At 70.6% G+C, this 21,633-nt stretch carries 17 protein-coding genes; 10 read left to right on the top strand and 7 right to left on the bottom strand.

Annotation, left to right across the window (positions count from 1 at the left end; translation table 11 throughout):
- Window positions 1-112: 112 nt before the first annotated feature.
- The 5 genes from ACIQVT_RS27335 to ACIQVT_RS27315 all read right to left on the bottom strand — a co-directional run bounded on the left by ACIQVT_RS27335 (window position 113) and on the right by ACIQVT_RS27315 (window position 4,421).
- Complete coding sequence (locus ACIQVT_RS27335) at window positions 113-415, bottom strand: WXG100 family type VII secretion target (protein ID WP_344346442.1); 303 nt, start codon at window positions 413-415, stop codon at window positions 113-115.
- Between the two features lie 38 nt (window positions 416-453).
- Complete coding sequence (locus tag ACIQVT_RS27330; RefSeq protein WP_403759420.1) at window positions 454-795, bottom strand: WXG100 family type VII secretion target; 342 nt, start codon at window positions 793-795, stop codon at window positions 454-456.
- Window positions 796-858: 63 nt separating this feature from the next.
- On the bottom strand, window positions 859-2,115 hold the full coding sequence (locus tag ACIQVT_RS27325) for a S8 family serine peptidase (protein ID WP_403759487.1): 1,257 nt from the start codon (window positions 2,113-2,115) through the stop codon (window positions 859-861).
- Between the two features lie 54 nt (window positions 2,116-2,169).
- Window positions 2,170-3,984 carry a hypothetical protein gene (locus ACIQVT_RS27320; protein WP_403759416.1) on the bottom strand — a complete coding sequence of 605 codons (1,815 nt, stop codon included), beginning with the start codon at window positions 3,982-3,984 and terminating at the stop codon, window positions 2,170-2,172.
- Complete coding sequence (locus ACIQVT_RS27315; protein WP_403759413.1) at window positions 3,984-4,421, bottom strand: hypothetical protein; 438 nt, start codon at window positions 4,419-4,421, stop codon at window positions 3,984-3,986. Before ACIQVT_RS27315 ends, ACIQVT_RS27320 begins: the two co-directional genes overlap by 1 nt.
- 442 nt (window positions 4,422-4,863) lie before the next feature.
- On the opposite strand from ACIQVT_RS27315, the gene ACIQVT_RS27310 reads away from it, so the two are divergent.
- The 7 genes from ACIQVT_RS27310 (at window position 4,864) to ACIQVT_RS27280 (ending at window position 12,285) form a co-directional block, all read left to right on the top strand.
- Window positions 4,864-5,376 carry a hypothetical protein gene (locus ACIQVT_RS27310; RefSeq protein ID WP_403759410.1) on the top strand — a complete coding sequence of 171 codons (513 nt, stop codon included), beginning with the start codon at window positions 4,864-4,866 and terminating at the stop codon, window positions 5,374-5,376.
- Window positions 5,377-5,448: 72 nt separating this feature from the next.
- Window positions 5,449-7,776, top strand: a complete 2,328-nt coding sequence (locus ACIQVT_RS27305; RefSeq protein WP_403759407.1) for a hypothetical protein — start codon at window positions 5,449-5,451, stop codon at window positions 7,774-7,776.
- Between the two features lie 4 nt (window positions 7,777-7,780).
- Complete coding sequence (locus ACIQVT_RS27300; protein ID WP_403759404.1) at window positions 7,781-8,404, top strand: hypothetical protein; 624 nt, start codon at window positions 7,781-7,783, stop codon at window positions 8,402-8,404.
- Between the two features lie 150 nt (window positions 8,405-8,554).
- Window positions 8,555-8,830, top strand: a complete 276-nt coding sequence (locus tag ACIQVT_RS27295; protein WP_403759401.1) for a hypothetical protein — start codon at window positions 8,555-8,557, stop codon at window positions 8,828-8,830.
- Between the two features lie 131 nt (window positions 8,831-8,961).
- Window positions 8,962-9,429, top strand: a complete 468-nt coding sequence (locus ACIQVT_RS27290) for a hypothetical protein (protein ID WP_403759398.1) — start codon at window positions 8,962-8,964, stop codon at window positions 9,427-9,429.
- A gap of 10 nt (window positions 9,430-9,439) precedes the next feature.
- Entirely contained in the window at window positions 9,440-11,749 is a 2,310-nt protein-coding gene (locus ACIQVT_RS27285; RefSeq protein ID WP_403759395.1) for a hypothetical protein, read from the top strand.
- A 95-nt stretch (window positions 11,750-11,844) separates the two neighbouring features.
- The gene (locus ACIQVT_RS27280; RefSeq protein WP_403759392.1) at window positions 11,845-12,285 is read left to right on the top strand and encodes a hypothetical protein; all 441 of its coding nucleotides are present in this window, start codon (window positions 11,845-11,847) and stop codon (window positions 12,283-12,285) included.
- Between the two features lie 491 nt (window positions 12,286-12,776).
- Here the strand turns inward: ACIQVT_RS27280 and mycP are convergent, their stop codons facing one another.
- Window positions 12,777-14,015: a type VII secretion-associated serine protease mycosin gene (gene mycP, locus ACIQVT_RS27275; RefSeq protein WP_403759389.1), complete on the bottom strand. Its 1,239-nt coding sequence runs from the start codon at window positions 14,013-14,015 to the stop codon at window positions 12,777-12,779.
- 11 nt (window positions 14,016-14,026) lie between these two features.
- On the bottom strand, window positions 14,027-15,556 hold the full coding sequence (gene eccB / locus ACIQVT_RS27270; protein ID WP_403759386.1) for a type VII secretion protein EccB: 1,530 nt from the start codon (window positions 15,554-15,556) through the stop codon (window positions 14,027-14,029).
- A 197-nt stretch (window positions 15,557-15,753) separates the two neighbouring features.
- Here eccB and eccE point away from each other — a divergent pair, with 197 nt between their 5' ends.
- The 3 genes from eccE (at window position 15,754) to ACIQVT_RS27255 (ending at window position 21,610) form a co-directional block, all read left to right on the top strand.
- Complete coding sequence (gene eccE, locus ACIQVT_RS27265; protein ID WP_403759380.1) at window positions 15,754-17,091, top strand: type VII secretion protein EccE; 1,338 nt, start codon at window positions 15,754-15,756, stop codon at window positions 17,089-17,091.
- Window positions 17,092-17,111: 20 nt separating this feature from the next.
- Complete coding sequence (locus ACIQVT_RS27260; protein WP_403759484.1) at window positions 17,112-17,876, top strand: hypothetical protein; 765 nt, start codon at window positions 17,112-17,114, stop codon at window positions 17,874-17,876.
- 302 nt (window positions 17,877-18,178) lie between these two features.
- Complete coding sequence (locus tag ACIQVT_RS27255) at window positions 18,179-21,610, top strand: SCO5717 family growth-regulating ATPase (protein WP_403759377.1); 3,432 nt, start codon at window positions 18,179-18,181, stop codon at window positions 21,608-21,610.
- Window positions 21,611-21,633 lie beyond the last annotated feature (23 nt).

Below are 21,633 nucleotides of genomic sequence, written 5' to 3'. Positions count from 1 at the left end.
GGCACCTCCCGTGCGTGCCCACCCTGTTGCCGTGACGTGCCCGTGCCCGTGCCGGTACCGGTGCCCGTGCCGGTGCCGGTGACGGTCGCGGTCGTACGACCGGACCGTCCGACTACATGAAGTAGCTGGCGGCCTTCCGGTCGCCGCCCTGGTAGTCGCCGCCGGCCGCGTGCACGACCTTGCCGATCTGGACCAGGGCCTCGTGGATGCCCTTGGCCTCACGGTCCCATGCGGCCTGCTGCTCGGTGTACGCGTTGTGGGCCTCGCCCTCCCACATGCTGGCGACGCCGGCGACCTTCTGCTTGATGGCCTCGAGGCCTTCTTCCAGCCGCCGCGCGTGGTTGGCCAGCTGGGTGGCGGTCTCGTCGAGGCTGCCGTAGGAAACTTCCAGCTCGCCGCTGTTGTTGACGCCCATGATTGCTCCGTTGCTGAAAAGTGGTGGCCTGGTGGGGATCAGTAGCTGGACAGCGCCGAGTGCGCACCACCGAGGTCGACGTCGATGCTCTGGACCTGCGAGCGGACCTCGTCCTCCGTGCCGTCCTTGATCTTCCGGGTCGTGCTCATCGCCTCGATGAACTTGGCGAGGATGTTGCCGATCCGGACCATGCGCTCGTTGATCTCGGTCTGCTTGGAGTTGAAGGCCCCGGCACCGATGCCCTTCCAGTTGCCTTCCAGGCTGTCGATGAGCGCCTGGAGTTCCTTCAGCTGACCCTTGATGCCCTCGAAACGGTGCAGAAGCTCCTTTTCGAGGACAACAATGTCCTTGTCACTTACCTTCTGGCGCTGCGTCGCCATGTCCATGCCTTTCTTCGTTGGCTGCTGCTCACTCGGCGAATGAGCAGGTATGCGGGAGACCGCTCAGGCGTTACGGCGTGCGCGCAACACGGCGAAACCGGCGCCTGCGACGACCAGTACGGCTGCCACGGCGCCGATGATCACCCAGGTCTGGGTGTCGTTGCCGGAGTCGGTGTCCTTCGCGGCGGCGGAGGTCGGGCCGCCGGAGGAACCGGTGTCCTTGGCCGGCGACTTCCCGGAGGGCGACGCCGTCGGCTTCTTCGTGGCCGTGATGTCCTCGTCCGCGGCTATTCCGTTCTCGCCGGCCAGGGGGTCCCTGTGGGCCGGGCCGGGATCGAAGTTCTTGTTCGCCAGCACCATGCGCGGACGCATGAGGCCGTAGCCGAGGTACTTGCTGGGCTTGCCCTTCGGCCACGTACGTCCGGCGGTGTCGATCAGGGACCGGAGGACCTGGTTGGCCGTCCAGTCGGGGTGAGCGGACCAGACGAGGGCGGCGGAGGCGGAGGCGATGGCGGAGGCGTGGCTGGTGCCCTCCGTCGTGCAGTACTTCGTGAATGTGGTGTCGCACCAGGCCGGCACGTTAAGGCCCGGCGCGGACATGTCTACGTAATGTCCGAACGTGGAGAACTTGCCGACCGTTCCGGTCTTGTCGACCGCTGCTACCCCGACAGCGTACGGATCCTTGGCCGGGTAGTCAGGCTTGTTTCCCAGGTCCCCACTGTTCCCGATGGAGGAGAACAGCAATTTCCCCTTGGAGGCCGCGTACTTCAGCGCATCCTCTTCCTCGCCGTTGTAGTACTCGCTCCCGTAGGACATGTTGATGATCTTGGCATCGCTGTCAGCGGCGGCCCTGATGGCCTTGGCCGAGGTGAGGGACCTCGCCCGCTCGTCCGCATCCTTCAACTCATCCAACCCCACGCGGATGGGGATGATTTTCGCTCCCGGGGCAAGCCCCTTGATGCCGCCACCGGCTCCCGTACCGGCGATGATCTCAGCCATCGTCGTGCCGTGGCCGTCGTAATCCTGGGTGACATGGTATTTCGCTGCCTTCGGCACCTCGTCGACGAGTACCTGCCCCTTGAGCGAGGAGGTGCGCGGGTTCACTCCGGTGTCGATGACCGCGACCTTCACCCCCTTGCCGGTGCTGTACTTCCACATCTCGTCGGCGTGCATCGCGTCGAGGTACCACTGCTTGGACTGCACGCCGTCCGAGGCGAGGGCTCCGGGGGCCAGTTCTGCCGACGTGATGACCAGCGTGCCCAGCACGGAGCACACGGCAGACAGCCGTATCGCGTTACGCCTCGACAGCAGGGCAGTCATCATGCCGCGTCGGCCGGTACCTGGCTTCATGCCTGTCTACGTCCTCGCTCGTGTTCAGTCACTCGTCTGGGGCTCGTCACGCCGCTGCCGTGACGAGCGGTGCTCATCCTTCTCGGCGGGCTCACCGGCACGACCGGGCGTGCCACCCGAGCCCTTCTGGCGACCGCCCACCGCTCCGCGGCCGAGCCCCTTGGCGCCGGTCTCGCCGCCCTTCAGCGGGGACCCGGTGGTGTTGCGGGGCGCACCGATCGCACCTTCGGGATTGCCGGCCGAGCGCAGCACCGCCTGCTTCGCCCCGGGTTCCGCCTCGGCCTTGGGGGTGCCGACGACTCCCCGCCGACCGAGAGCGCCCTTCGAGGACTTGTTGGCGACCGGTTCTTCGGCGCCGACGACCATGCCGCGCGGCACACGCGGGTTGGCCGTCCCTCCGGACGTACGGCCCTGAACCGGCTTGCCGCCCACCACACCGTTGCGTGCCGCACCGGTCGGGCCGGCTGTCGCGGCGCGTCCGCCGGACGTGTTGGCCGGCCTCGGCGTGCCACCCGTGACACCGCGACCCATCGGTGCGCGCCCGGACTGAGCGACCCCTCGCGCACCCGGCTGACCCGCCGGAGTGGCGCGTCCGGCCGCCGCGCGGGCCGCCTGTCCCATCGGACCCTGTGGGGTCCGGCCGCCCGCACCGGCGCGTCCCGTCTGCCCCGCGGGCGTCTGCGGCACGCGGCCGCCTGCGGTTCCCGAGGAACCGGTGCGCCCCTGCGCGGAGACGGGGAAGCGACTGGTCGGCCCGTAACCGGGGGTACGACCGGAAGTCGGCGCGACGGGAGGTCCCATCGGTCCCGGCGGCAGCGGCACCTGCCCACCGCCTCCCGTGGCCGTCGGCAGGGTGGGTGCCGGGGAACCGGGCGGTGCGGCGGGTGTCTGGGGAGGCAACGTCGTCGTGGTGTTGATCTCCGTGCCGACATCGGGGCCGGAGGGAGCGCTGGGCTCAGGGACGTCCTTCAGGGGCGGTAGGTGCCCGTCGGCCCTTGTTTCGGTCACGGTGGGCGTGCCGTGTCCGGTGACCGTGGCGTGATGGCCTTCCGCCGGGCTTTCATGGCTTGCCGCAAGACTGCGCCGGACGGTGGTCGGGCTGGACGAAGTCGACCCGGAACCGCCGAAGCCGCGGTCCCGGCGCATGGTCGGCTGCGGCACGCCCACGTCCGGAATAGGCCTGTACGGCTTCGGGTCGCTGGCCATCGCCATGCCCAGCGCGGAGGCGGACACCGAGTAGAACGACGCCAACCGGTTGACCTGGTTGATCGCCTCCTGCCGGTTCTTCTCCACGGCGAGGGCGGCGGCGTAGTCCGCGTTGCCGTCGACCTGCTTGGCCTTGGGCAGCTGCATGGGGCGCTTCTGCTCGCTCGCGGGCCGGGTGTCGCGGGGCGGCATGGCCTTGCGTACGGAGGCCAGGCCCGTCGCGGCGGCCGAGATCTCGGTCGCGGCGGCGTCGGCGAGGGTGGCGAGTCCCTTGGTCCAGTCGATGAGGCCCGAGGTCCAGGTGTGGAAGCTGTCCGCGCCCTCGCCCTGCCAGTCGACGCCACGCAGGTGGGTCTCCAGGTCCGTGGCCGCCTCGTGGATGGCCGTACGGGCGTCCCACAGAACCTTGCTGGCCGTCTCCAGGTGTTCGGGGTTGGAGTGGTGGACCAGGTCGATCATCGCGTTGAGGTCATGGTCCTCGAAGTCGGTCCTGCCGAAGGACAGTGCCGCTCCGATCGGCGTGCCCTTGAACGCGTTCTGGAACCGGCTGAGCGTGTTGACCGCGCCGACCTGCTCGTTGGCCTGCTGGACGTCGTTCTTGTACTCGGGCTTCTGCTGCCAGTTGTCGCTCATCAGAACTTGCCCCCCGCGGACTTGGCCCCGCCGCTGTGCTCAGGAGTGTCGGCGGGCTTCTGCTGCGCGTGCTGCTTCGCCTCGGCCTCCGCCTTGCGGTGTTCCGCTTCGAGATGCGCGTGGATCTGCCAGAACCGGCGCCGGACCTCGTCCTCCGTACCGTCGTACGTGACGTCAGCCGCGTGCGCCGCGAGGGTCAGGGCCTCGATCTGGAGGCTGAGGTTCTTCGACAGCGAGGTGAGGCGCTCGTGCACCTGCTCGTACCTGCCGTGCAGTTCGGTCGCCTCGTGGAACGGGATGTTCGAGCCGCTGAAGGAGCTGGGGCTGAGCCTGTGCTCCGCGAGCCTGGACGGACTGCCCGGAGCCCCCTCGAAGGTCTTCAGCGCGTCGTCCACCTTCTTCTTGAACTTCGACAGCGCATCGATGCCGCGCCTCATGCCCGAGCCGCCACCGTCGCCCACCGCGACCCCTTCCCCGTTTCCCCGTTGGTAGAACTGGACGGGTCGACGGCACTCAGTGGCGCCCCCGATCCATCGCCGACCACTGTAGTCACTGCGCAAATGGCGGCCAACTGAACTCCTCGACGGTTCAGTTGCGAAGCTGTCCCGAAGTGGTCGGGTCATGACCACTGGAGACCGACAAGGCGGTCAATAGCGACAGACAGGGTTCACCATCTGCGCGGAAGCTTCACAAGCGCACGGTGGACAGCGAGCCCGCCGCACCGGAGTGACTCCGCACACGCGGAACCCCCTCACGGGCGTACCTCCGCCGAACTTTCACGCCTGACAGATCCCGCATAGGGGACATGGCGCAAACTTTTCCCGGCCTCGGTTGCTAGCTTGACCCGCAGCGACGTACAGACGGGGGAAGGGCCTTTCCATGGCATGGGACGAGTGGGAACAGCTCAAGACGCGGGCCGCCGAGGGGCAGTCGGCGCACATGCGGCTCAACCATGTCGACGGGGGCGGCGGCACGTACGGCCCCTATGTGCTGCCCAGCAGGACCGGTGACCTCAAGGTGGGCCACAAGGACCTGGAGAAGATCGGGAGCGCCGCCCACAGCCTCTACAACCAGCTGTGGGACAAGGCCCGCGTGGCCACCCCCAGCAGCGACTCCGCGGCCGGCGACCTCTCCCAGCAGGGCTTCGCGCTCGGCGCCGGACTCCAGCACGTCTCGGCCCGCTGGGAGGAGCAGCTGAAGTCGCTGATGGACGCCTGCGCCCAGATCTCCAACCACATGCAGACCACCAAGGCCGTGCACGCGAACGACGAGCACTACATCCAGCGGCAGATGAGCAGCATCGACGCGCTGGACGCCGGGTTCGACGAGCGGGTCGGGGCGCCGGGCAAGAAGAACTCCATATATGGGGAGAAGGACAAGAAGAAGGAGTAGCGGCGCCGGGAGGACACGACGAGTCCTCCCTCCGATCCGGCCGCCACCGCTACCCCAGAGGACGACCCCCACATGGACTTCGACGCCCTGTTCCACGCCAACTTCAAGCTTCTCGACGACGCCGTCACCGACTGGTCGACCCTCGTCAAGCACCTGGCCGACCTGAAGAAGGACGCCGAGGACGACCTGCACAAGGCTGCCCTCACCGCCGACTGGGTCGGCGTGAACGCACAGGTCTCCCGGGAGTTCATCGGCAAGACCGCCGGTGAGTTCGGTGACGCCCACACGCAGGCCACCACCATCCACAACATCCTGCGGGACACCCGGAACGAGCTGAAGACGTACCACCAGCAGCTGACGGACGCCGTCTCCCGGGCGCACGACAAGCAGCTGACCGTCGTCGACACCGGCAACGGCACGTTCACGGTCACGGGGAACACCCGGCCCGACTGGAGCTCCGACCCCAGTGGCAGGACGAGCGCGACGGACCAGAAGGACGTCGACGCCTGCCGCGACGAGATCCAGGGCATACTCGGCAAGGCCACCGAGAGCGACAACACGGCCAAGGACGTCCTCACGGCCATCGTCGACCAGAGCACGCTCGGTTTCTCCGACGCGAACTACAAGGACCGCGACACCGCGGCGGCGGCCGTCAAGGAGGCCGACGAGCTGGCCGGCCTCGCGAAGAAGAACCCCGACAAACTGTCCGTCGAGGACTTCGACCGGATCAACGCGGGCCTGAAGAAGTACGCGAACGACCCGCTGTTCGCCGAGCGCTTCACCACCGACCTCGGGCCGCAGAAGACGCTGGAGTTCTGGACCGGGATCAGTGATCCCAACCGGGGCAACTACGAGCTGGGGCAGAAGCGCCTCGACCAGTTCGACGACCTCCAGCGCAACCTCGGACTCACGCTGGCCCACGCCACACAGAGCGATTCCGCCGGCATGACCGAGTGGAAGCGCAACATGATCGACATCGGTGACAAACCGCTCTACGGCGACCGGGGTGGCCCCATGGGCTTCCAGGTCATGAGCAACCTCATGCGGACCGGTGACTACGACGACCAGTTCCTGAAGGACTACGGGACCGAGCTGATGGTCACCGAGCGGAAGATGACCGGCAACGGTGAGCACGGAAACCCGTTCTGGCAGCACATGGGCGCCAGCGCCTGGCTGAACCGGATCGGCGACGACAGCGGCAACGACCCGCTCACCGGCTACCTCAAGGGCCTGTCCAACAGCCCCGACGCGGCGACCGACTTCCTCAACCAGCCGTACGTCTCCAAGGACGACCCGGACAACCCCTTCGAACGCGACACGGACGGCAACGGCAAGAAGGGCAAGGTGTCGCTGTCGAACTTCCAGTACCTGTTCGAGGAGCGGGAGTGGCCCAAGGAGGCGGACCTCCACGGCGACGAGATCGTCACGGGCCAGAACAACCTGGCCCTGGCCCTGGAAGCCGCCACGACGGGACACCCGGCCGGCGAGATGCCCACGGCGGACACGCCTCCGCACACCGCGGGGCAGGCCAAGCTGGTGCAGGACATCTTCCACTCGGTGTCGGAGGACCCCGGACGGCTGACCGGCCGCAGCTACATGTCCGACAGCATGGGTCAGATCGCCGCCGAATACATGCCGGACATCCACCGGGAACTCCACGCGGGCGACGCCAGCGAGAAGACGCTGTTCCCCGTGGCGGGCACGGTGGCCACGCTCAACGAGCGCGACATCACCCGGTTCCTGTACACGGTCGGCCAGAACCCCGAGGGCTACGCCGCGGTCAACCTCGGCCAGCACAGCTACACGACGCAGCTGATGCAGCACCACTTCGAGCATCCCGGGGAGTACGTCAAGGATCCGGCCTTCTCCCAGGCCGACAACCTGAAGCAGGGCACCGAGCAGATCGCCCGTAAAGCGGGTGAGATCGAGGGCATCATCGGTGCCGGCCGCGCGTACCAGGCCGAATTGGAGGGCGGCGCGAAGGACGCCGACTACAACGCCGCGATCGAGCGGGCCGGGAGCTGGGGCGGCACGGCCGTCGGCATCGGGATCGGCATGGCGACGGAGCCACTGACCGGTCCCGGCGGCGCCATCATCGGTGACGTGGCCGGTACGGCGGCCGACGAGATCATCGGCAAGATCACCGAAGGGGCCATGCACGACAGCTCCGGAGAGATCATCTACCGCAACGGGGAGAGCTTCGAGGAGACCTCCGACTCCACCTACAAGCTGGTGGAACTCGCCGCCCAGAAGGCGGGGGAGAACTCCGGCCACCGCTACCCGCTGATCGAGGCCTCGGTGGCCACGGCCGCGGAGGACGGGTTCGACACCGCCGGGACCAAGGTGCACAAGTACCTCGACGGCGAGGGCATCCCCAGGCAACTCGACACGGAAGACTGAGACGTTGGCATCGACTCGTACGAAGTCCCTGTTCGCGGGGGGAGCGGCGCTGCTGCTCTGCCTCGTCCTGGGCGCCCTGTACGCCCTGGGGCTGCCGCCCTTCGCGGACGAGGTGGGCGACATCAAGGCGTCCGAGGTGTGCGGGGTGCTGGGCCGCTCGTCCAGCAGCGCCACCGCGTTGAAGCGGGTCCTGCCGGACAGGTCCGCCTACACCTTCGACGGCGCCGTGACCGACCCGCGTCTCGACGGGACCGACTCGAGCTACGACGCGTCCTGCTTCGTCAACGGCGGCGGGAAGCAACTCGTCGCGGTCACCGCCGAGATGGCGCAGTACGACAAGGCCGACGCGTGGGTGAAGGACGTCGTCGCGAACAACGTGCCGGCCGGCTCGGTCCGGCCGTTCACCGCCGGCGACAAGGCGGTCGCGTCCGACAAGGTCGCCGCCGTCTACCTCCCCTGCGTCGCCCGCGGTGGCGGCGAGCACCTGAGCGTCGTCGTCCACCTCAAGCAGCCCCGCGACGCCGACAGCGACCAGCTGCGGGACGGCCTGATCACCCTGGCCCGCAACGCCGCACTGGCCGCCCACCAGAAGGCGCACTGCGACGCACCCTTCGAACCGACCCGCTGAACCGGCACGCACCTGCCGACCCCGGCGATGAGGAAATCACCATGCCCACGAGGTCCACCCGTCGCCACGGCCGTCTCCTGGAGACGGGGACGGTGATCACTCCTCTCCTGCTCGGCCTCACGAGTTGCTTCGAGGCGAGCGTGGAACGACGTGCCGGTGCTCGAATTCGCGAAAGGGCTGACGCTTGCCGAGGTGGGGCACCGCACGGATGACGGACGCTTCGCGTACTCGGGGAACCAGGCGTTCGGCAGGACGGCACACTGCCGCGACGGACGCGACCGGGTCCTGTTCACCTCCGTGCGCGCCACGGGCTCACGACACCAGGACGCCCCGGCCATGAAGAGACTGATCACCGAGTACACGGACACGGTCCAGCGATCCGGTGTGTGCCACGGCTCACCGGAGACTGCGACACGAAAAGAGTGAGCCGCCGACCTGTCGGACGGCCCGAGGAACTCCCACAGGAGGGTCCCGGTTGACGAGCGTGACCGGAGACTCCGCGGAGCGTGGGTTGCTAGCTTGGCACCACACTGGTGTATCCACGGGAAGGGGCCCTTGTGGCGTGGGACGAGTGGGAGCAGGCCAAAGCGCAGGCCGCCGGGAGATCGACCCATGTGCGGCTCAACCAGGTGGCGGCGGAAGGCGGGAGCGCCTCCGGAGACCTGGTCGTGTACCAGGACGACCTGGGCCGCGTCGGGCATGAGGCCAACACCCTGTTCGACGAAGTGAAGAGCCGGGCCGACATCGCCGCCGCCGGATCCGGCAACGGATCGGTCGGCTCGACCATGCAGGCCGCGGCCGCCCTGAAAGCACACGGATTTCAGATGGGCAGCGCCCTGGAGACCACCGTGGAGGTATGGACGACGCAGGTCAAATCCGTACTACAGGCGTGCGCGCACATCTCGAACCATCTTGACTTCACCCAGAAGCTGCATGCCCAGGACGACGCCAAGATCGGTGCCACGCTCCGTGGCCGTGACGGATCGGCCGTGTCCCTGTCCCAGCTCGACGAGTACTTCAAGTAGGTGACCTCTGGTGGCTCTCACCACCACCGACCTCATCGAGGTCGACTTAAGCGCACTCGCCACTGCGGTGTCGGACTGGAAAAAAGCCGTGGACGGCCTGAAGAAGTCGGCCGAGCACGCCCACACAGGGATGCAGGCGAAGTCCGACTCGGCACGGTGGGCCGGGGTCAACGCGACGGTGACACGGGAATTCGTCGCGAAGACAGCCAAGGAGATCTCTGATCTCCACACCGAGGCCGACAGCATCTACCAGGTCCTCGACGACGGACATACCGAACTCGTCGCACTACAGAAGCGGCTGAGGACGGCAATCCAGGATGACGCCGCGCGACTGGGGATCCGTGTCGAGGACCTGGGTGACGGCAAGGTCCGCTGCTTCTTCCCCCGCATCCGCGGTGACACTGACGAACGCACTCCGGAAGAGCTCGATGAGAAGCAGGCGCTGGAAGGTCGTATCAACGGGATACTGGCCCACGCCGCCGAGATCGACGCGTCGGTCGCTCGGGCGTTGGCCAAGAGTCATGGCGGTGACCCCCACAACGCGGGCCACAGCGCGTACGAGTCCCTGAATGACGCAGAGGTCGAACGCGCCGTGGAATTGGCGCGCAAGGGCGACAAGATGTCCGACGTGGAGCTGCGTGAGCTGAACCAGCTGCTGCGTTTGAACTCGGCGGAGAAGGACGGCGAATTCGCCACCGGGTTCTACGAGGGACTCGGCGGGCCGGAGAAAGCACTCCAGTTCTATGCCGAGATGTCGATCGACGGCACCGATGCCGACGCGACCGGAACCCGCCTGGACGGGGTGCGGGACCTACAGAAGGTCATGGGCTACACACTCGCCAACGCGACGGACCCGGACCACCGGCACCATCTCCCGGACAGCTGGGGTGCGGAGTTCCGGCGCCTCGGCACCCAGCAGGTCGGCTGGGAGCAGGGGCAATGGAACAAGCCGTACGGCTACCAGGTGTTGGGTGGCCTGCTGCGTTACGGCAACTACGACCCACGGTTCCTCACGCCCATCGCGGAACACATCACCCAGCTGCACAAGAAGGACCCGTACTTCTTCCTGTCGAACAAGCCGGCAGGTAGTCCGGACACCTACGGCTTCAATCCCTCGGGCAGGCCGGGCACCGGCAACGACCCGTTGAACAGCGTCCTGGAAGCACTCGGACACAGTCCCGAGGCCTCGGAGAAGTTCTTCACCGGCACGCCGACGGCGTACAACGAGGACGGCACCGTGAAGAAGGGCGGTGAGCCCGGCTTCAGCTCCTACCTGGACCTGTTCACCGACAAGGACTTCGAGTGGACGGTCGACACCAATGCCGCGAACGTTCTCGCGGACGAGGACAAGACCAAGGCGGCACTCGGCTTCGGCCCTGAGGCACTGGGCCACGCCCTGGAGTCGGCGACCACAGGCCGCCCTTACGACAGTGACGACACCGCCGACGCCATCAAGCACAACGCGGCGCAGGCGCACCTGGTCAGCGACATCGTGAACAAGTTCGGCGAACATCCGGAGCTGATCAGGCACAACGAGAACGGAGATCTCGACGACGAGGAAACGGGTCCCTTGTACGCCCTCCGGGGAAGCCTCGGTGACATCACCGCCGAGTACATGGGCGACTTCCAGCGGGCGATGTACAACGAGGACTCCAGCAGTGAGTTGTTCCCGACGTTCGGCACCCCGGCTGATCTCGACCCGAACAACGTCGCCCGGTTCCTGGGCGGAGTCGGTCAGGATCCCGATGCGTATGCGGCAATTTCGACCGCTCAGCAGACTTACACCACCGACGTAGTGGACCACGTCATCAACGGCTCAAGCCATTCCACAGCCTCGTTGGACGGGCGAGTGGGCGACGCGGTGGCCCCTGGATCGGCGATCGCCGGAATCATGAGTGATGCACGGGCGCATGCGATATACGAGTATCACACGGCATCCGATACGGAGTTCAACGAGGCGGCGGCAGAGAAACAGAAGTGGGTGAACCGCATTCTCGGCATGGGTCTCGAAAAAGTCGGTGAGCGGGTTCCGATCGCCGGTGCTCCTCTTGAGTGGGCCTCCGAGGACATTCAGGAGTCCATCATGAAGAGCATCGAGCAGGACACCTCGAGCGAAGCCGAGACGGAGGCAGGACAGGAGTACACCAACGGCCGTCAAGCCGCCTTGGACTCCTCGAGAGCCGCCGTCGATCACGCGCTGGTGAACAACAACACGATCGATTCCGACACCGCCGACGACCTGAGAAGAGCCGCGCGGACTTCCGCCGGCCACAGCCACTCGGACGGTGCCCAGTGGAAATCGGAGAGTAGCAAGCATTGAGAGCCTCGTCGCATGTTCTCCGTGTCATGGTGTTTCTCGCCGTCGCGGTGGTGGTGGCGGGATGCTCTTCCGGCGGGCCGGAGCGAGGTTTCTCCGTGCCGGAGGCTCTTTGCGGGGTGTCCGTGCCGTCCGACGCCCTTGGCGCCGTTCTGCCGGACTCGGGTGAGCGGGTCACGGTGAAGCGGACGGGGAGCCTGGAGGACGGTTCGGCGCTGTGCGAGGTCGCTGTGGACACGGACACGGTGCTGGTGATCAGTGGTGAGCGCATCGACGCCGGCAGCTCGGCACGCGACATCCTGCGCAGCCGGCTCTCCGTTCGGGAGCAGAAGGCCGCGGACGGCGGCGCCGTCGCCTACACCGACCGGTCCGCCGTGTCGCTGATCAGGTGCCGTGGTGCCGCGGTCGAGGAGGAGGACATCAGCACGCTCGTGAAGCTGCTGAAGCCCGCGCGGCACGACGAGGCCGCCATGGAGAAGCTCATCCGCGGTTACACCGCTTCGCTGAAGAAGCAGCATCCGTGCAAGGCCGCGTCCTGAGCACCGGCCGGCTTGGCGCCTACGTTCTACCGTCCGGGGACGCCACGCTGTCCACCGTCTCCCCGGGGAGTTGCGCAGTGTCGGGTTCGGGGGCGGGGCGCTGGGTCGGTTGCTGCCTGCCTCTGGTGAGCGGCTGGGTGTCGAGAAGGCGGCCGTCTCCGGCGGGGCCGGCGCGAGATGCGAGGTGAGGGTCGACGGGCACGTGGTGCTGACCGTGGAGAGGGAGCGCGTCGCGTCCGATCGCTCCGCCTCATCGCTTCGTACGACCACGGCATCGGTCTTGTGAAGTCCGGTGACGGTGGATCCATCGCGTACGCGGGGAGGGCGCCGGTGTCGCTCATCGACTGTGCTGGTGAGGGGGTTCGGGGGCGGGCCGTCAGTACCTACGTCCGGTCGTCGGGGGCGGGGCGTCGGGATGAGGGGCCACGCGGGAGCCGGTGCGGGCGTACCACCGCGGCGTTGGGGAGGCGGCGGTCCTGGCGGGCGGGGGGTCAGGCTCGGTGGAGGAGGCGGCGGCGTCTTCTGCGGGCGTCGCGGAGGGCCACCGCTCCCCCGCTCAGGCCCGCCACCAGGACCGCCACGCCGACGGCCACGTACGTGGCGATGCGGGCGGTGCGTTCCTGGGGGGTCTCGCCGAGGGTGAGTGCGGCGGGGGCCGGAGCCTCCGCATGGGTGAGGCCCGCGTCGGGGTGGGGGGACTCGATCGGGTGATCGTCCTCGGTGAGGGCGCGGACGGGATCCACCACGCCCCAGCCGACCCGCCAGTCGTGGCCGGAGATGGAGCGTTCCGCCGTCTGCTCGATCTGGGCGACGACCTCCCGGGCCGTCCAGGTGCGGTGCTCGGCCTTGATGAGGGCGGCGACGCCGGCCACGTAGGGGGCGGAGAAGCTGGTGCCGTTGTCGGTGCAGTGGCCGCCCTTGGGGACGGTGGAGATCATGTCGACGCCCGGGGCGGCGACTCCGACGAAGTCGCCGGACTGGGAGAAGGCCGCGCGTTCGTTGTTGCGGTCGGAGGCGGCGACGGCGAGGACGCCGGGGTAGGACGCGGGGTAGGTCTTCTTCGCGTTGCCGCCCAGGCCGCCGTTGCCGGCGGAGGCGACGACGACGATCCGGGCCGCCAGTGCCTCGTTCACCGCCCGGTGCAGGTCCTCGTCGGGGACGGCGGCGTCGGCCGTGTCCTGGGAGATGTTGATGACGTCGGCCTTCGTCCTGATCGCGTGCCGGATGGCCGCGGCGAGGGTGCGGGCCGTGCCGTGGCCGTCCGCGTCGTTCTGCTTGATCGGGATGATCGTGGCCTCGGGGGCGAGGCCGACGAAGCCGGTGCCCTTCATGGGGCGGGCCGCGATGATGCCGGCGACGCGCGTGCCGTGGCCGACGGTGTCGGTCGTGCCCTTGTCGTTGCCGCGGTCGATGGGCTGGCCCTTGACCTTGTCGGGCAGGAGGTTGGTGCCGAGGGAGGCGTCGACGGCGTGGGTGAGCTGGGGATTGGCGGTGTCGACGCCGGTGTCGATGACGGCCACCTTGATGCCCTTGCCCTTGGACCGGCTCCACAGCTCGTCGAGGTTGACACGTTGGAGCGCCCAGGGGGTGCCCGAGTACTTGTGGTTGGTGCGGGAGAACGTGCACTGGCCGAAGTCGGGGTCCGCCGCCGCGGCCGGTGCCGTCAGCAGGGTGGCGGCCAGCACCGTGGTCACCGCGAGGGCCGTACGGCCCGGGAGCGTCCGCGTCATCGCCGTACCCCTCAGGAGCCCTGCGGCTGGCGGGCCGCCGCGGTCGACAGACGGGGGCCGGTCGGCAGGAACTCCGACCAGGCCGCGGGGATGGGGGCTGGGCTGACGTCGGTGTAGCCGAGGCGGGTCTGCGCGAGCTTCGCCTCGCCCTGGAGCTGCTTGCGCTGCTTGGCCGACATGCCGATGCCCTTGTCGTCGGCGGTGCTGTCGTCGTTGGACTGGAGGGCGTAGCGCAGCCCGGTGTCGGTGACCAGGAAGACGCCGCCGACCGTGGTCTTCGTGCCCTGGAACTGGCGGTAGAGCTGGCCGGAGCCGGCGGTGACGTAGGCACTGGAGGAGCCGGTGGGCAGGACGGCGGGGAAGTCGGTGCCGGCCCAGGTGCTCAGGGTCGTGGCGCCGTTGTGGGGGTCGACGTGGCCGAGCACGTTGCAGACGGTGTTGCGGCTGCCGTGGGCGGTGGAGGGCTGGTTGACCGCGCTGGGCTTCTCGGTGGGCCAGGTGTGGTCGGCCGCGAACGGTTCGCCCCGGGTGATGGCGCCCGCGCTGACCTCCAGGGGGTGTCCGGCCTGGCCGAGCCGTACGAGGTTCTCGCTGACCAGCAGGAGCTGTGCGACGAAGTTCGAGACGGGGGCGACCCGGCCGGGGAGGACGACGAAGAACTGTTCCTGGCCGTTGACCGGTGCCCGGAGCACCATGCCGACGCGGTTGGCCCGCTCGTCCAGCTGGCCGGGGGCCTTGGCGGGTGCGCCCGGGACGCCCTCCACCGGCGGGAAGGCGATCCGGTCGCCCGGGTGCAGCGTCGCGATCCACTCCCGGGTCACCCGCTGCGGTGTGCGGTCGGGGCCGACGAGGGTCTGGAGGAGCAGCTTGTCGCCGGCGTCCACGGGGTAGGCCCGGCCGTGCGCGTCGACCACGTACCGCTTCCCCTCCCGCGTGGCGACGTAGAGGAGTTCACCGCCGTGCAGCTTCTCCCGGGGGTCGGCGAGCTTGTCCCGGTCGCGTGCGGCGAGGACGAACGCGGCCCTCTGGAGGGAGTTGCCACTGCCGGACGGGCGTTCGCAGACGGCCCACTGCTTGGCGGCGCCGGCCTCCGCGCCGGAGGGCAGCCGGTCGGGGGCGTAGGGGATGCCGATGGTGACGCCGTGCGGGACCTTGCCGTTGTCGAGGATCGACTCGTCGACGGTGACGACGTCGACGTCGTCCCGGGTGTCGAGGACGAGCCTGGCGGAGGCCATGTTGAGCACCGGGTGGAGCTGGACCTTCCCCTTGGTCTTCAGCACCACGTAACGGGTGGTGGACTTGCTGGCGATGATGACCTTCTGGCCCGGGTCGTCCCAGCCCTCGGGTGCCGTCGGCTTGAACATGCCCCAGGCGCCGAAGACCGCGAGGACGACGGCGCCGACGATCGCGCCGGGCAGGACGGCGCGCAGCGGCCGGGGCGCGCCCTCGTCGGAGGCATCCGGTGACGACTGCACGAACGACGCGAGCATGCGGCGCTTCGCGAAGGTGTAGGCGTTGAGTTGGTCCCGCCGAGATGCCATCTGTGCCCGTTTCTCCCCGTGTCTCACCCGGAGCGTGCCCGGGGACCACGTTCCCCCGCCCTCCGTTGTCGGACCCGGCCCCTACTATGCCTGGTACGGAGCCGGTCCCGTGGAGCGGGTAGGGTACCCGGGCCCTCAAGGGCCTTGTTCGGTGGCCTGGTTCCAGCGAGTTGTGAGCAGATCGGGGGGATGGAGTGATGGCTTCCGGGACGCGGACGCGAACACGCGGCCGGTCGGCGGCACGAGGCCGCGCGGCCGGGTCCGGGACACCGGCGTCCGGGACACCGGAGCGGCGCGACGCGGAGCGGCAGCAGGTCACACCCGGTCTGCGGCAACGGTCGGGCCAGGCCGGCTCGTTCCGTTTGCAACGGCTCCTGCTGGTGGAGCTGGCGGCGGCGGTGCTGCTCGTCGGCTGGGCCGTCGGGATGGCGGCCCTGGTGCCGGCCGCGGTGGTCGCGGTGGTACTCCTCCTGCTGGCGTTCGTACGGCGGCGCGGCCGGTCCCTGCCGGAGTGGCTGGCCACCGCACGGGAGTTGCGGGCGCGGCAGAGGCGGGCCGCCGACACCCCGATACCGCCCGGCACGGAGCCCGGGCTGGTCCCGGCGGTGGAGTGCGAGCCCGCCCTGCGCACGTACTCCCACGGCGCCCGGGACCGGCGGCCGGTCGGCCTGGTCGGGGACGGCACGTTCGTCACGGCCGTGCTCCAGGTGGAGGCCGACGCGACCGCGCTGCGGGCCGAGCGGAGCCGGCAGCCGCTGCCGCTGAAGCTGGTGCGGGACGCGCTGGAGGTGGACGGGATCCGCCTGGAGTCGGCGCAGATCGTGCTGCACACCCAGCCGGCGCCCGCGCTGCACCTGCCCCAGCAGTCCGTGGCGGTCGCCAACTACGTGCCGCTCCAGGAGCAGACCGGTGCCCCGGCCGTGCGCATCACCTGGATCGCGTTGAAACTCGATCCCGAGCTGTGCGCGGAGGCCGTGGCCGCGCGCGGTGGTGGGCTGCCGGGCGCGCAGAAGTGCGTCGTGCGGGCCGCGGACCACCTGGCGAGCCGGCTGACCGGCGCGGGGTTCCGGGCACGGGTGCTGGACGAGGAGGAGCTGGTCGCCGCCCTCGCCACCTCGGCCTGCGCCAATCCGCTGGTCACCGCCGAGGCGGGGCGGGGCGAGACGCGGGAGCGGCGCACGGAGGAGTCCGGGCGCAGCTGGCGCTGCGACAACCGGCGGCACACCACGTACTGGATCCGGCGCTGGCCCCAGCTGGGCGCCGGGCGGGGCGAGTCGCTCCCGCAGTTCGTCGCCCGGGTCACCGCGATACCGGCCCTGGCGACCACCTTCAGTCTCACCCTCGCCCCCGGGGACCGGCAGGAGGTGTCGCTCTGCGGCCACCTGCGGGTGACGGGGCGCAGCGACGACGAACTCGTCGCGGCCCGCCGGGCCCTGGAGGACGCGGCCCGGCAGGCCGGGGCCGGCCTGGCCCGCCTCGACCGTGAGCAACTGCCCGGCATGCTGGCCACGCTGCCCCTCGGAGGTGTGCGGTGACGACGATTCCGACGGCCCCCATGACGCCGGGCGCGCCCGCGCGGGGCGAGCGGGAGCCGTCCGGGGCGCGCCGGGCGGTCGAGCGGCTGCGGCACGGCCTCGGTCTGATCGGTCCCCGGCACGGCCGGCACGGACTGTCCGCCGGGCAACTGGACGCGCTCGCCCTGCCCATAGGGGACGACGGGGTGGTGGCCGGTGTCGACGCGGAGGGGCAGCCGGCCGTCCTCGGCATCAACCGGCCCACGCCGTACGACGTCGTCCTGATCGGCGGCCTGTGGACCGCGCAGGTGCTGGCGCTGCGCTCGGCCGCCACGGGTGCCCGGGTCGCCGTGGAGACCGGCCGGCCGCAGGCCTGGATGCAGATGGTGCACGCCATGGGCGGCGGGCAGAACGGCCTGTCCGTGTACGACGTCGGGCGGGTGCCGCCGCAGGGCGCCTCCGCCGGTACGCCCGTGCTGGTGGTGCGGGACTGCGGTATGCGGCCCCCGCGCGGCCGGGTGGTGTCCGGGCCGTGGCAGTCGGTGCTGACCCTGCTTCCGTACCTCAGCCCGGTCGCGCCCCGGCTGCTCCGGCAGGCCCGGCTCGCCGGCATCCAGCGGGTCTCCCCCGACGAGGCGGCCGAACTGGGCCGCACGATGGGCCTGTCGCGGACCGAGATCGAGTCGCTGCCCGCGCTGCCCGACGGTGTCACCCTGTGGTGTACCGACCGTGACCGGCAGTATGTGCTGACGCAACCCACCGACGCCGAGATCGGATTGTTGGGCACACCCCGCCGGATGGACTGAACACCCCCTTCCATCCCTTTTGTTCACGCTCTCGCGGGAGTCGCGCGGGGCGGGCGGGGTGTCCGTGGGCGTGTGTGACCCGGTGGGCGGGTGCCGGGGGGCGGGCGGGCCTGCCGGGGGGCGGCTCCTGGTGATTAGGCTGGGAGCGGGCGCGATGGCAGGACCCGTGGACCGGGCGGTCGGTGTCCCGGGGGAGGGCCGGTGCACACCGGACCGCCCCGAACGGCAATGGACGACTCGATACGACACGACATGCTCGCCCCGGCACGGCATGAGGGTGCTCGACCACACCAGGAGGAACTGTGAGCAGCGATCGGGACGGGACGCGCGGGGGCTGGGACACACCCGGCGATGACCAGCCCGACGCGGAGGCCGTCGAGACCACCGGCGAGTTCACCATCGACTACGCTCCCCCCGCCTGGTACACGCAGAACGCGTCCGGCACGGGGGCGGGCCCGGGCGGCGTGGGCGGCTTCGCCCCGGCCGACGACCCGAGGGCCGCGGGCGGTCCGGGCTCCTCGGCCGCGCCGGTACCGCCGTTCGCCACGGGTACGCCGGTGACCGGCCCGACTCCGCCTCCCCCGCCGGCCCAGCCGACGGGCACCCCGCCCCAGCCGACGGGCACCCCGCCCCAGGGCATCCCCTACGCGCCGCCACCGCAGGCCCCTGTCGCTCCGCCGTCGCAGGCCCCGTTCACGCCTCCGCAGGGGACCCCCTACGCGCCGTCGCAGGGCATCCCGGCGCAGGGTGCGCCGTACGCTCCGCCCGCACCGGTGGACGGTCCGACGTTCGCCCCGGCCGCGCAGCCCGCGCCGCCGGTCGGCGGACCCGTCCCGATGCCGCGGCTGCCCGAGGGCTTCGAGCCGCAGGCGGCCCGGCCGCCGCAGCCCGCCGCCCCTCAGGGGGCGCCCGGTGACTCCCCCGTGGTCGAGCCGGAGACGGACAACGGCGACCTGGAGAGCGGGGCGACCATGCGGTTCTCCGCCGTCGCCCTGAAGCGCCAGATGGCCGAGATCGCCGAACGTACGGGGTCCGACGGGGAGCCCGGTGCCTCCGACGACGAGAACTCTCCGGACCAGACGGTTCCCACCGGGGACGGCGTGGACGCCGGTGCGGCGAGCGTCGGGGCCGAGACCGGCGAGCGGGACACCGACGAGTCCGGTGAGGTCGCGGGCGCACGGGGGGACGCGGTGGCGGACACCGCCGTCCCCGGTCCGGAGGGCTCCTCGCCCTCCGGCGGCGGGACGCGGCACGAGGACGGTCAGGGAGGTGCCGAGGGGACGGACGCGTCCGACCCGTCGGAGACGGCCGCCACGGATGACGGGTCGGTGGAGAACGCCGCCGCGGGACCGTCCCTCCCGCCGGAGGTGACCGACTCCGGTGACACCGACGGTGACGCTGACGATGGCGCTGGCGCTGGCAGTGGCCCGGACGGTGCCGGCCTGCGGGTCGGCGCGCCGGACGCGGAAGCCGCGGACGCGGTGGCACCGGAGGCGGAGTCGCCGCGGCCGGAGCGGTCGCGGACGGAGGCGTCGCGGACGGAGGCGTCGCGGACGGAGGCGTCGCAGGGCGACTCGGCGCAACCCGACGCGCCGCACACCGACGTGTCCCAGCCCCACGCCCCGGTTCAAACTCAGGCGCAGCCGACCGGTGCCCCGCAGCCCGGCGGCTACGGTTTCCCGCAGCCCGGCGCCTTCCAGCCGGGCGTGCCCCAGCCCCAGCCCGGGCCCGGCGCCCCGTACCCCGCCGCCACCCCCGCTCCCCCGGCCCCGCAGCAGGGAGGACAGCCCGGCTGGCCTCCGCAGCAGCCCGCCCCGGCCGCGCCGCAGGGCGGGGTGCCCCCGTTGCCGCCGTCGTACCAGCCCGCCGCGCCGGCGGCCGCCGCCCAGTGGCCCGCGCAGCCGGCACCGCAGCCGGCACCCCCGCAGCAGCCCGGCCCGATGCCCGGCGGGCAGCCGCATCCGCAGCACCAGCCCCATCCCCAGCCGCCGGCCACCGCCCAGGGCCCCACCGGTGCGCCGGGCCAGCAGCCGCAGTTCCAGCCGCAGGCCCCGCAGCCCTCGCCCGCCGGGTGGAACCGGCAGCACCAGACGGATCAGCCCGGGGCACCCGCCGCACCCGCGCCGTCCCCGCAGTGGTCGCCCAACGGCCCGACCCCGCCGGCCGGATACGGCTTCCCGCAGCCGGGGGCGCCCAACTCCCCCGCCCAGCCGGGCGGATACGGCTTCCCGCAGTCCTCGACCTCCCACCCGGGCCCCCACGACCCCGACGCGCGTCCCCAGCCCGGCGGTTACGGCTTCCCCCAGCCCCCGCAGGCCCCACAGCATCCGCAGCACCCGCAGCACCCGGGCTTCGCCCCCGCCCCGGGGTCCGACGCGCCGCAGGCGCCGCAGGCCCCGGTCGACCCCCGTTCCGGTGCCGCCTGGCCGCAGGCCGTCCAGCACGACCAGCGTCAGCCGACCAACCCCGGTGCGGCGCCGCTCGGTTACACCGCGGCCGTGGAGCTGTCAGCGGACCGGCTGCTCAACAACAAGCGGCAGAAGGCGAAGAGCGGCAGGCCCACGGCGGCCACCTCACGGTTCAAGCTGGGCGGCAAGAAGGAGGAGGCCGAGCGGCAGCGCAAGCTGGAGCTGATCCGCACGCCGGTGCTGTCGTGCTACCGGATCGCGGTCATCAGCCTCAAGGGCGGCGTCGGCAAGACGACCACGACGACCGCGCTCGGCTCGACCCTGGCCACCGAGCGGCAGGACAAGATACTCGCCATCGACGCGAACCCGGACGCCGGCACGCTCGGACGGCGGGTGCGGCGCGAGACGGGGGCGACGATCCGCGACCTCGTCCAGGCGATCCCGTACCTGAACTCGTACATGGACATCAGGCGGTTCACCTCGCAGGCGCCCTCCGGCCTGGAGATCATCGCCAACGACGTGGACCCCGCCGTCTCGACCACGTTCAACGACGAGGACTACCGACGCGCGATAGACGTGCTCGGGCGGCAGTACCCGGTCATCCTCACCGACTCGGGCACGGGCCTGCTGTACAGCGCCATGCGCGGGGTGCTCGACCTGGCGGACCAGCTGATCATCATCTCGACGCCGTCCGTGGACGGGGCGAGCAGCGCCAGTACGACGCTGGACTGGCTGTCCGCGCACGGGTACGCCGACCTGGTCTCGCGTTCCCTCACCGTGATCTCCGGGGTGCGCGAGACCGGCAAGATGATCAAAGTCGAGGACATCGTGGCGCACTTCGAGACGCGGACCCGCGCCGTCGTGGTCGTGCCCTTCGACGAGCACCTGGCCGCCGGCGCCGAGGTCGACCTCGACATGATGCGTCCCAAGACCCGCGAGGCCTACTTCAACCTCGCCGCGCTGGTCGCCGAGGACTTCACCCGCCACCAGCAGGCGCACGGACTGTGGACGAGCGACGGCAACCCGCCGCCGGTGGCCGCTCCGCCCCTGCCCGGCCAGGCCCAGCCCCAGCCGTACGGCCCCGGCCAGCCCTACCCGCAAGGACAGCCGCAGCCGTACCCGCAAGGGCAGCCGTACCCGCAGGGGCAGCCACAGCCGTACCCGCAGGGGCAGCCGCCGTACCCGCAGGGTCCCGGGCAGGCGTACGCCCCGGCGCAGCAGCCGTACCCGGCACAGCCCGGGTACGGCGGGCCGGGACAGCCCCAGCCGCGACAGGAGCCGGGTCAGCTGCCCCCGCAGGCTCCCCCGGCCCCGCCCCAGCGGTAGGGACGCACGGAAAAGGGCGGCCG

It is taken from the genome of Streptomyces sp. NPDC100445, from assembly GCF_044759735.1.
In the GTDB taxonomy this organism is placed as follows: domain Bacteria; phylum Actinomycetota; class Actinomycetes; order Streptomycetales; family Streptomycetaceae; genus Streptomyces.
This window is presented reverse-complemented; position numbering and strand designations above follow the sequence as displayed.

Excerpts from the sequence above, each read along its gene's own strand:
- ACIQVT_RS27335 (WP_344346442.1), bottom strand. The coding sequence starts at position 415 with ATGGGCGTCAACAACAGCGGCGAGCTGGAAGTTTCCTACGGCAGCCTC.
- ACIQVT_RS27330 (WP_403759420.1), bottom strand. The coding sequence starts at position 795 with ATGGCGACGCAGCGCCAGAAGGTAAGTGACAAGGACATTGTTGTCCTC.
- ACIQVT_RS27325 (WP_403759487.1), bottom strand. The coding sequence starts at position 2,115 with ATGACTGCCCTGCTGTCGAGGCGTAACGCGATACGGCTGTCTGCCGTG.
- ACIQVT_RS27320 (WP_403759416.1), bottom strand. The coding sequence starts at position 3,984 with ATGAGCGACAACTGGCAGCAGAAGCCCGAGTACAAGAACGACGTCCAG.
- ACIQVT_RS27315 (WP_403759413.1), bottom strand. The coding sequence starts at position 4,421 with ATGAGGCGCGGCATCGATGCGCTGTCGAAGTTCAAGAAGAAGGTGGAC.
- ACIQVT_RS27310 (WP_403759410.1), top strand. The coding sequence starts at position 4,864 with ATGGCATGGGACGAGTGGGAACAGCTCAAGACGCGGGCCGCCGAGGGG.
- ACIQVT_RS27305 (WP_403759407.1), top strand. The coding sequence starts at position 5,449 with ATGGACTTCGACGCCCTGTTCCACGCCAACTTCAAGCTTCTCGACGAC.
- mycP (WP_403759389.1), bottom strand. The coding sequence starts at position 14,015 with ATGACGCGGACGCTCCCGGGCCGTACGGCCCTCGCGGTGACCACGGTG.
- eccB (WP_403759386.1), bottom strand. The coding sequence starts at position 15,556 with ATGGCATCTCGGCGGGACCAACTCAACGCCTACACCTTCGCGAAGCGC.
- eccE (WP_403759380.1), top strand. The coding sequence starts at position 15,754 with ATGGCTTCCGGGACGCGGACGCGAACACGCGGCCGGTCGGCGGCACGA.
- ACIQVT_RS27260 (WP_403759484.1), top strand. The coding sequence starts at position 17,112 with ATGACGCCGGGCGCGCCCGCGCGGGGCGAGCGGGAGCCGTCCGGGGCG.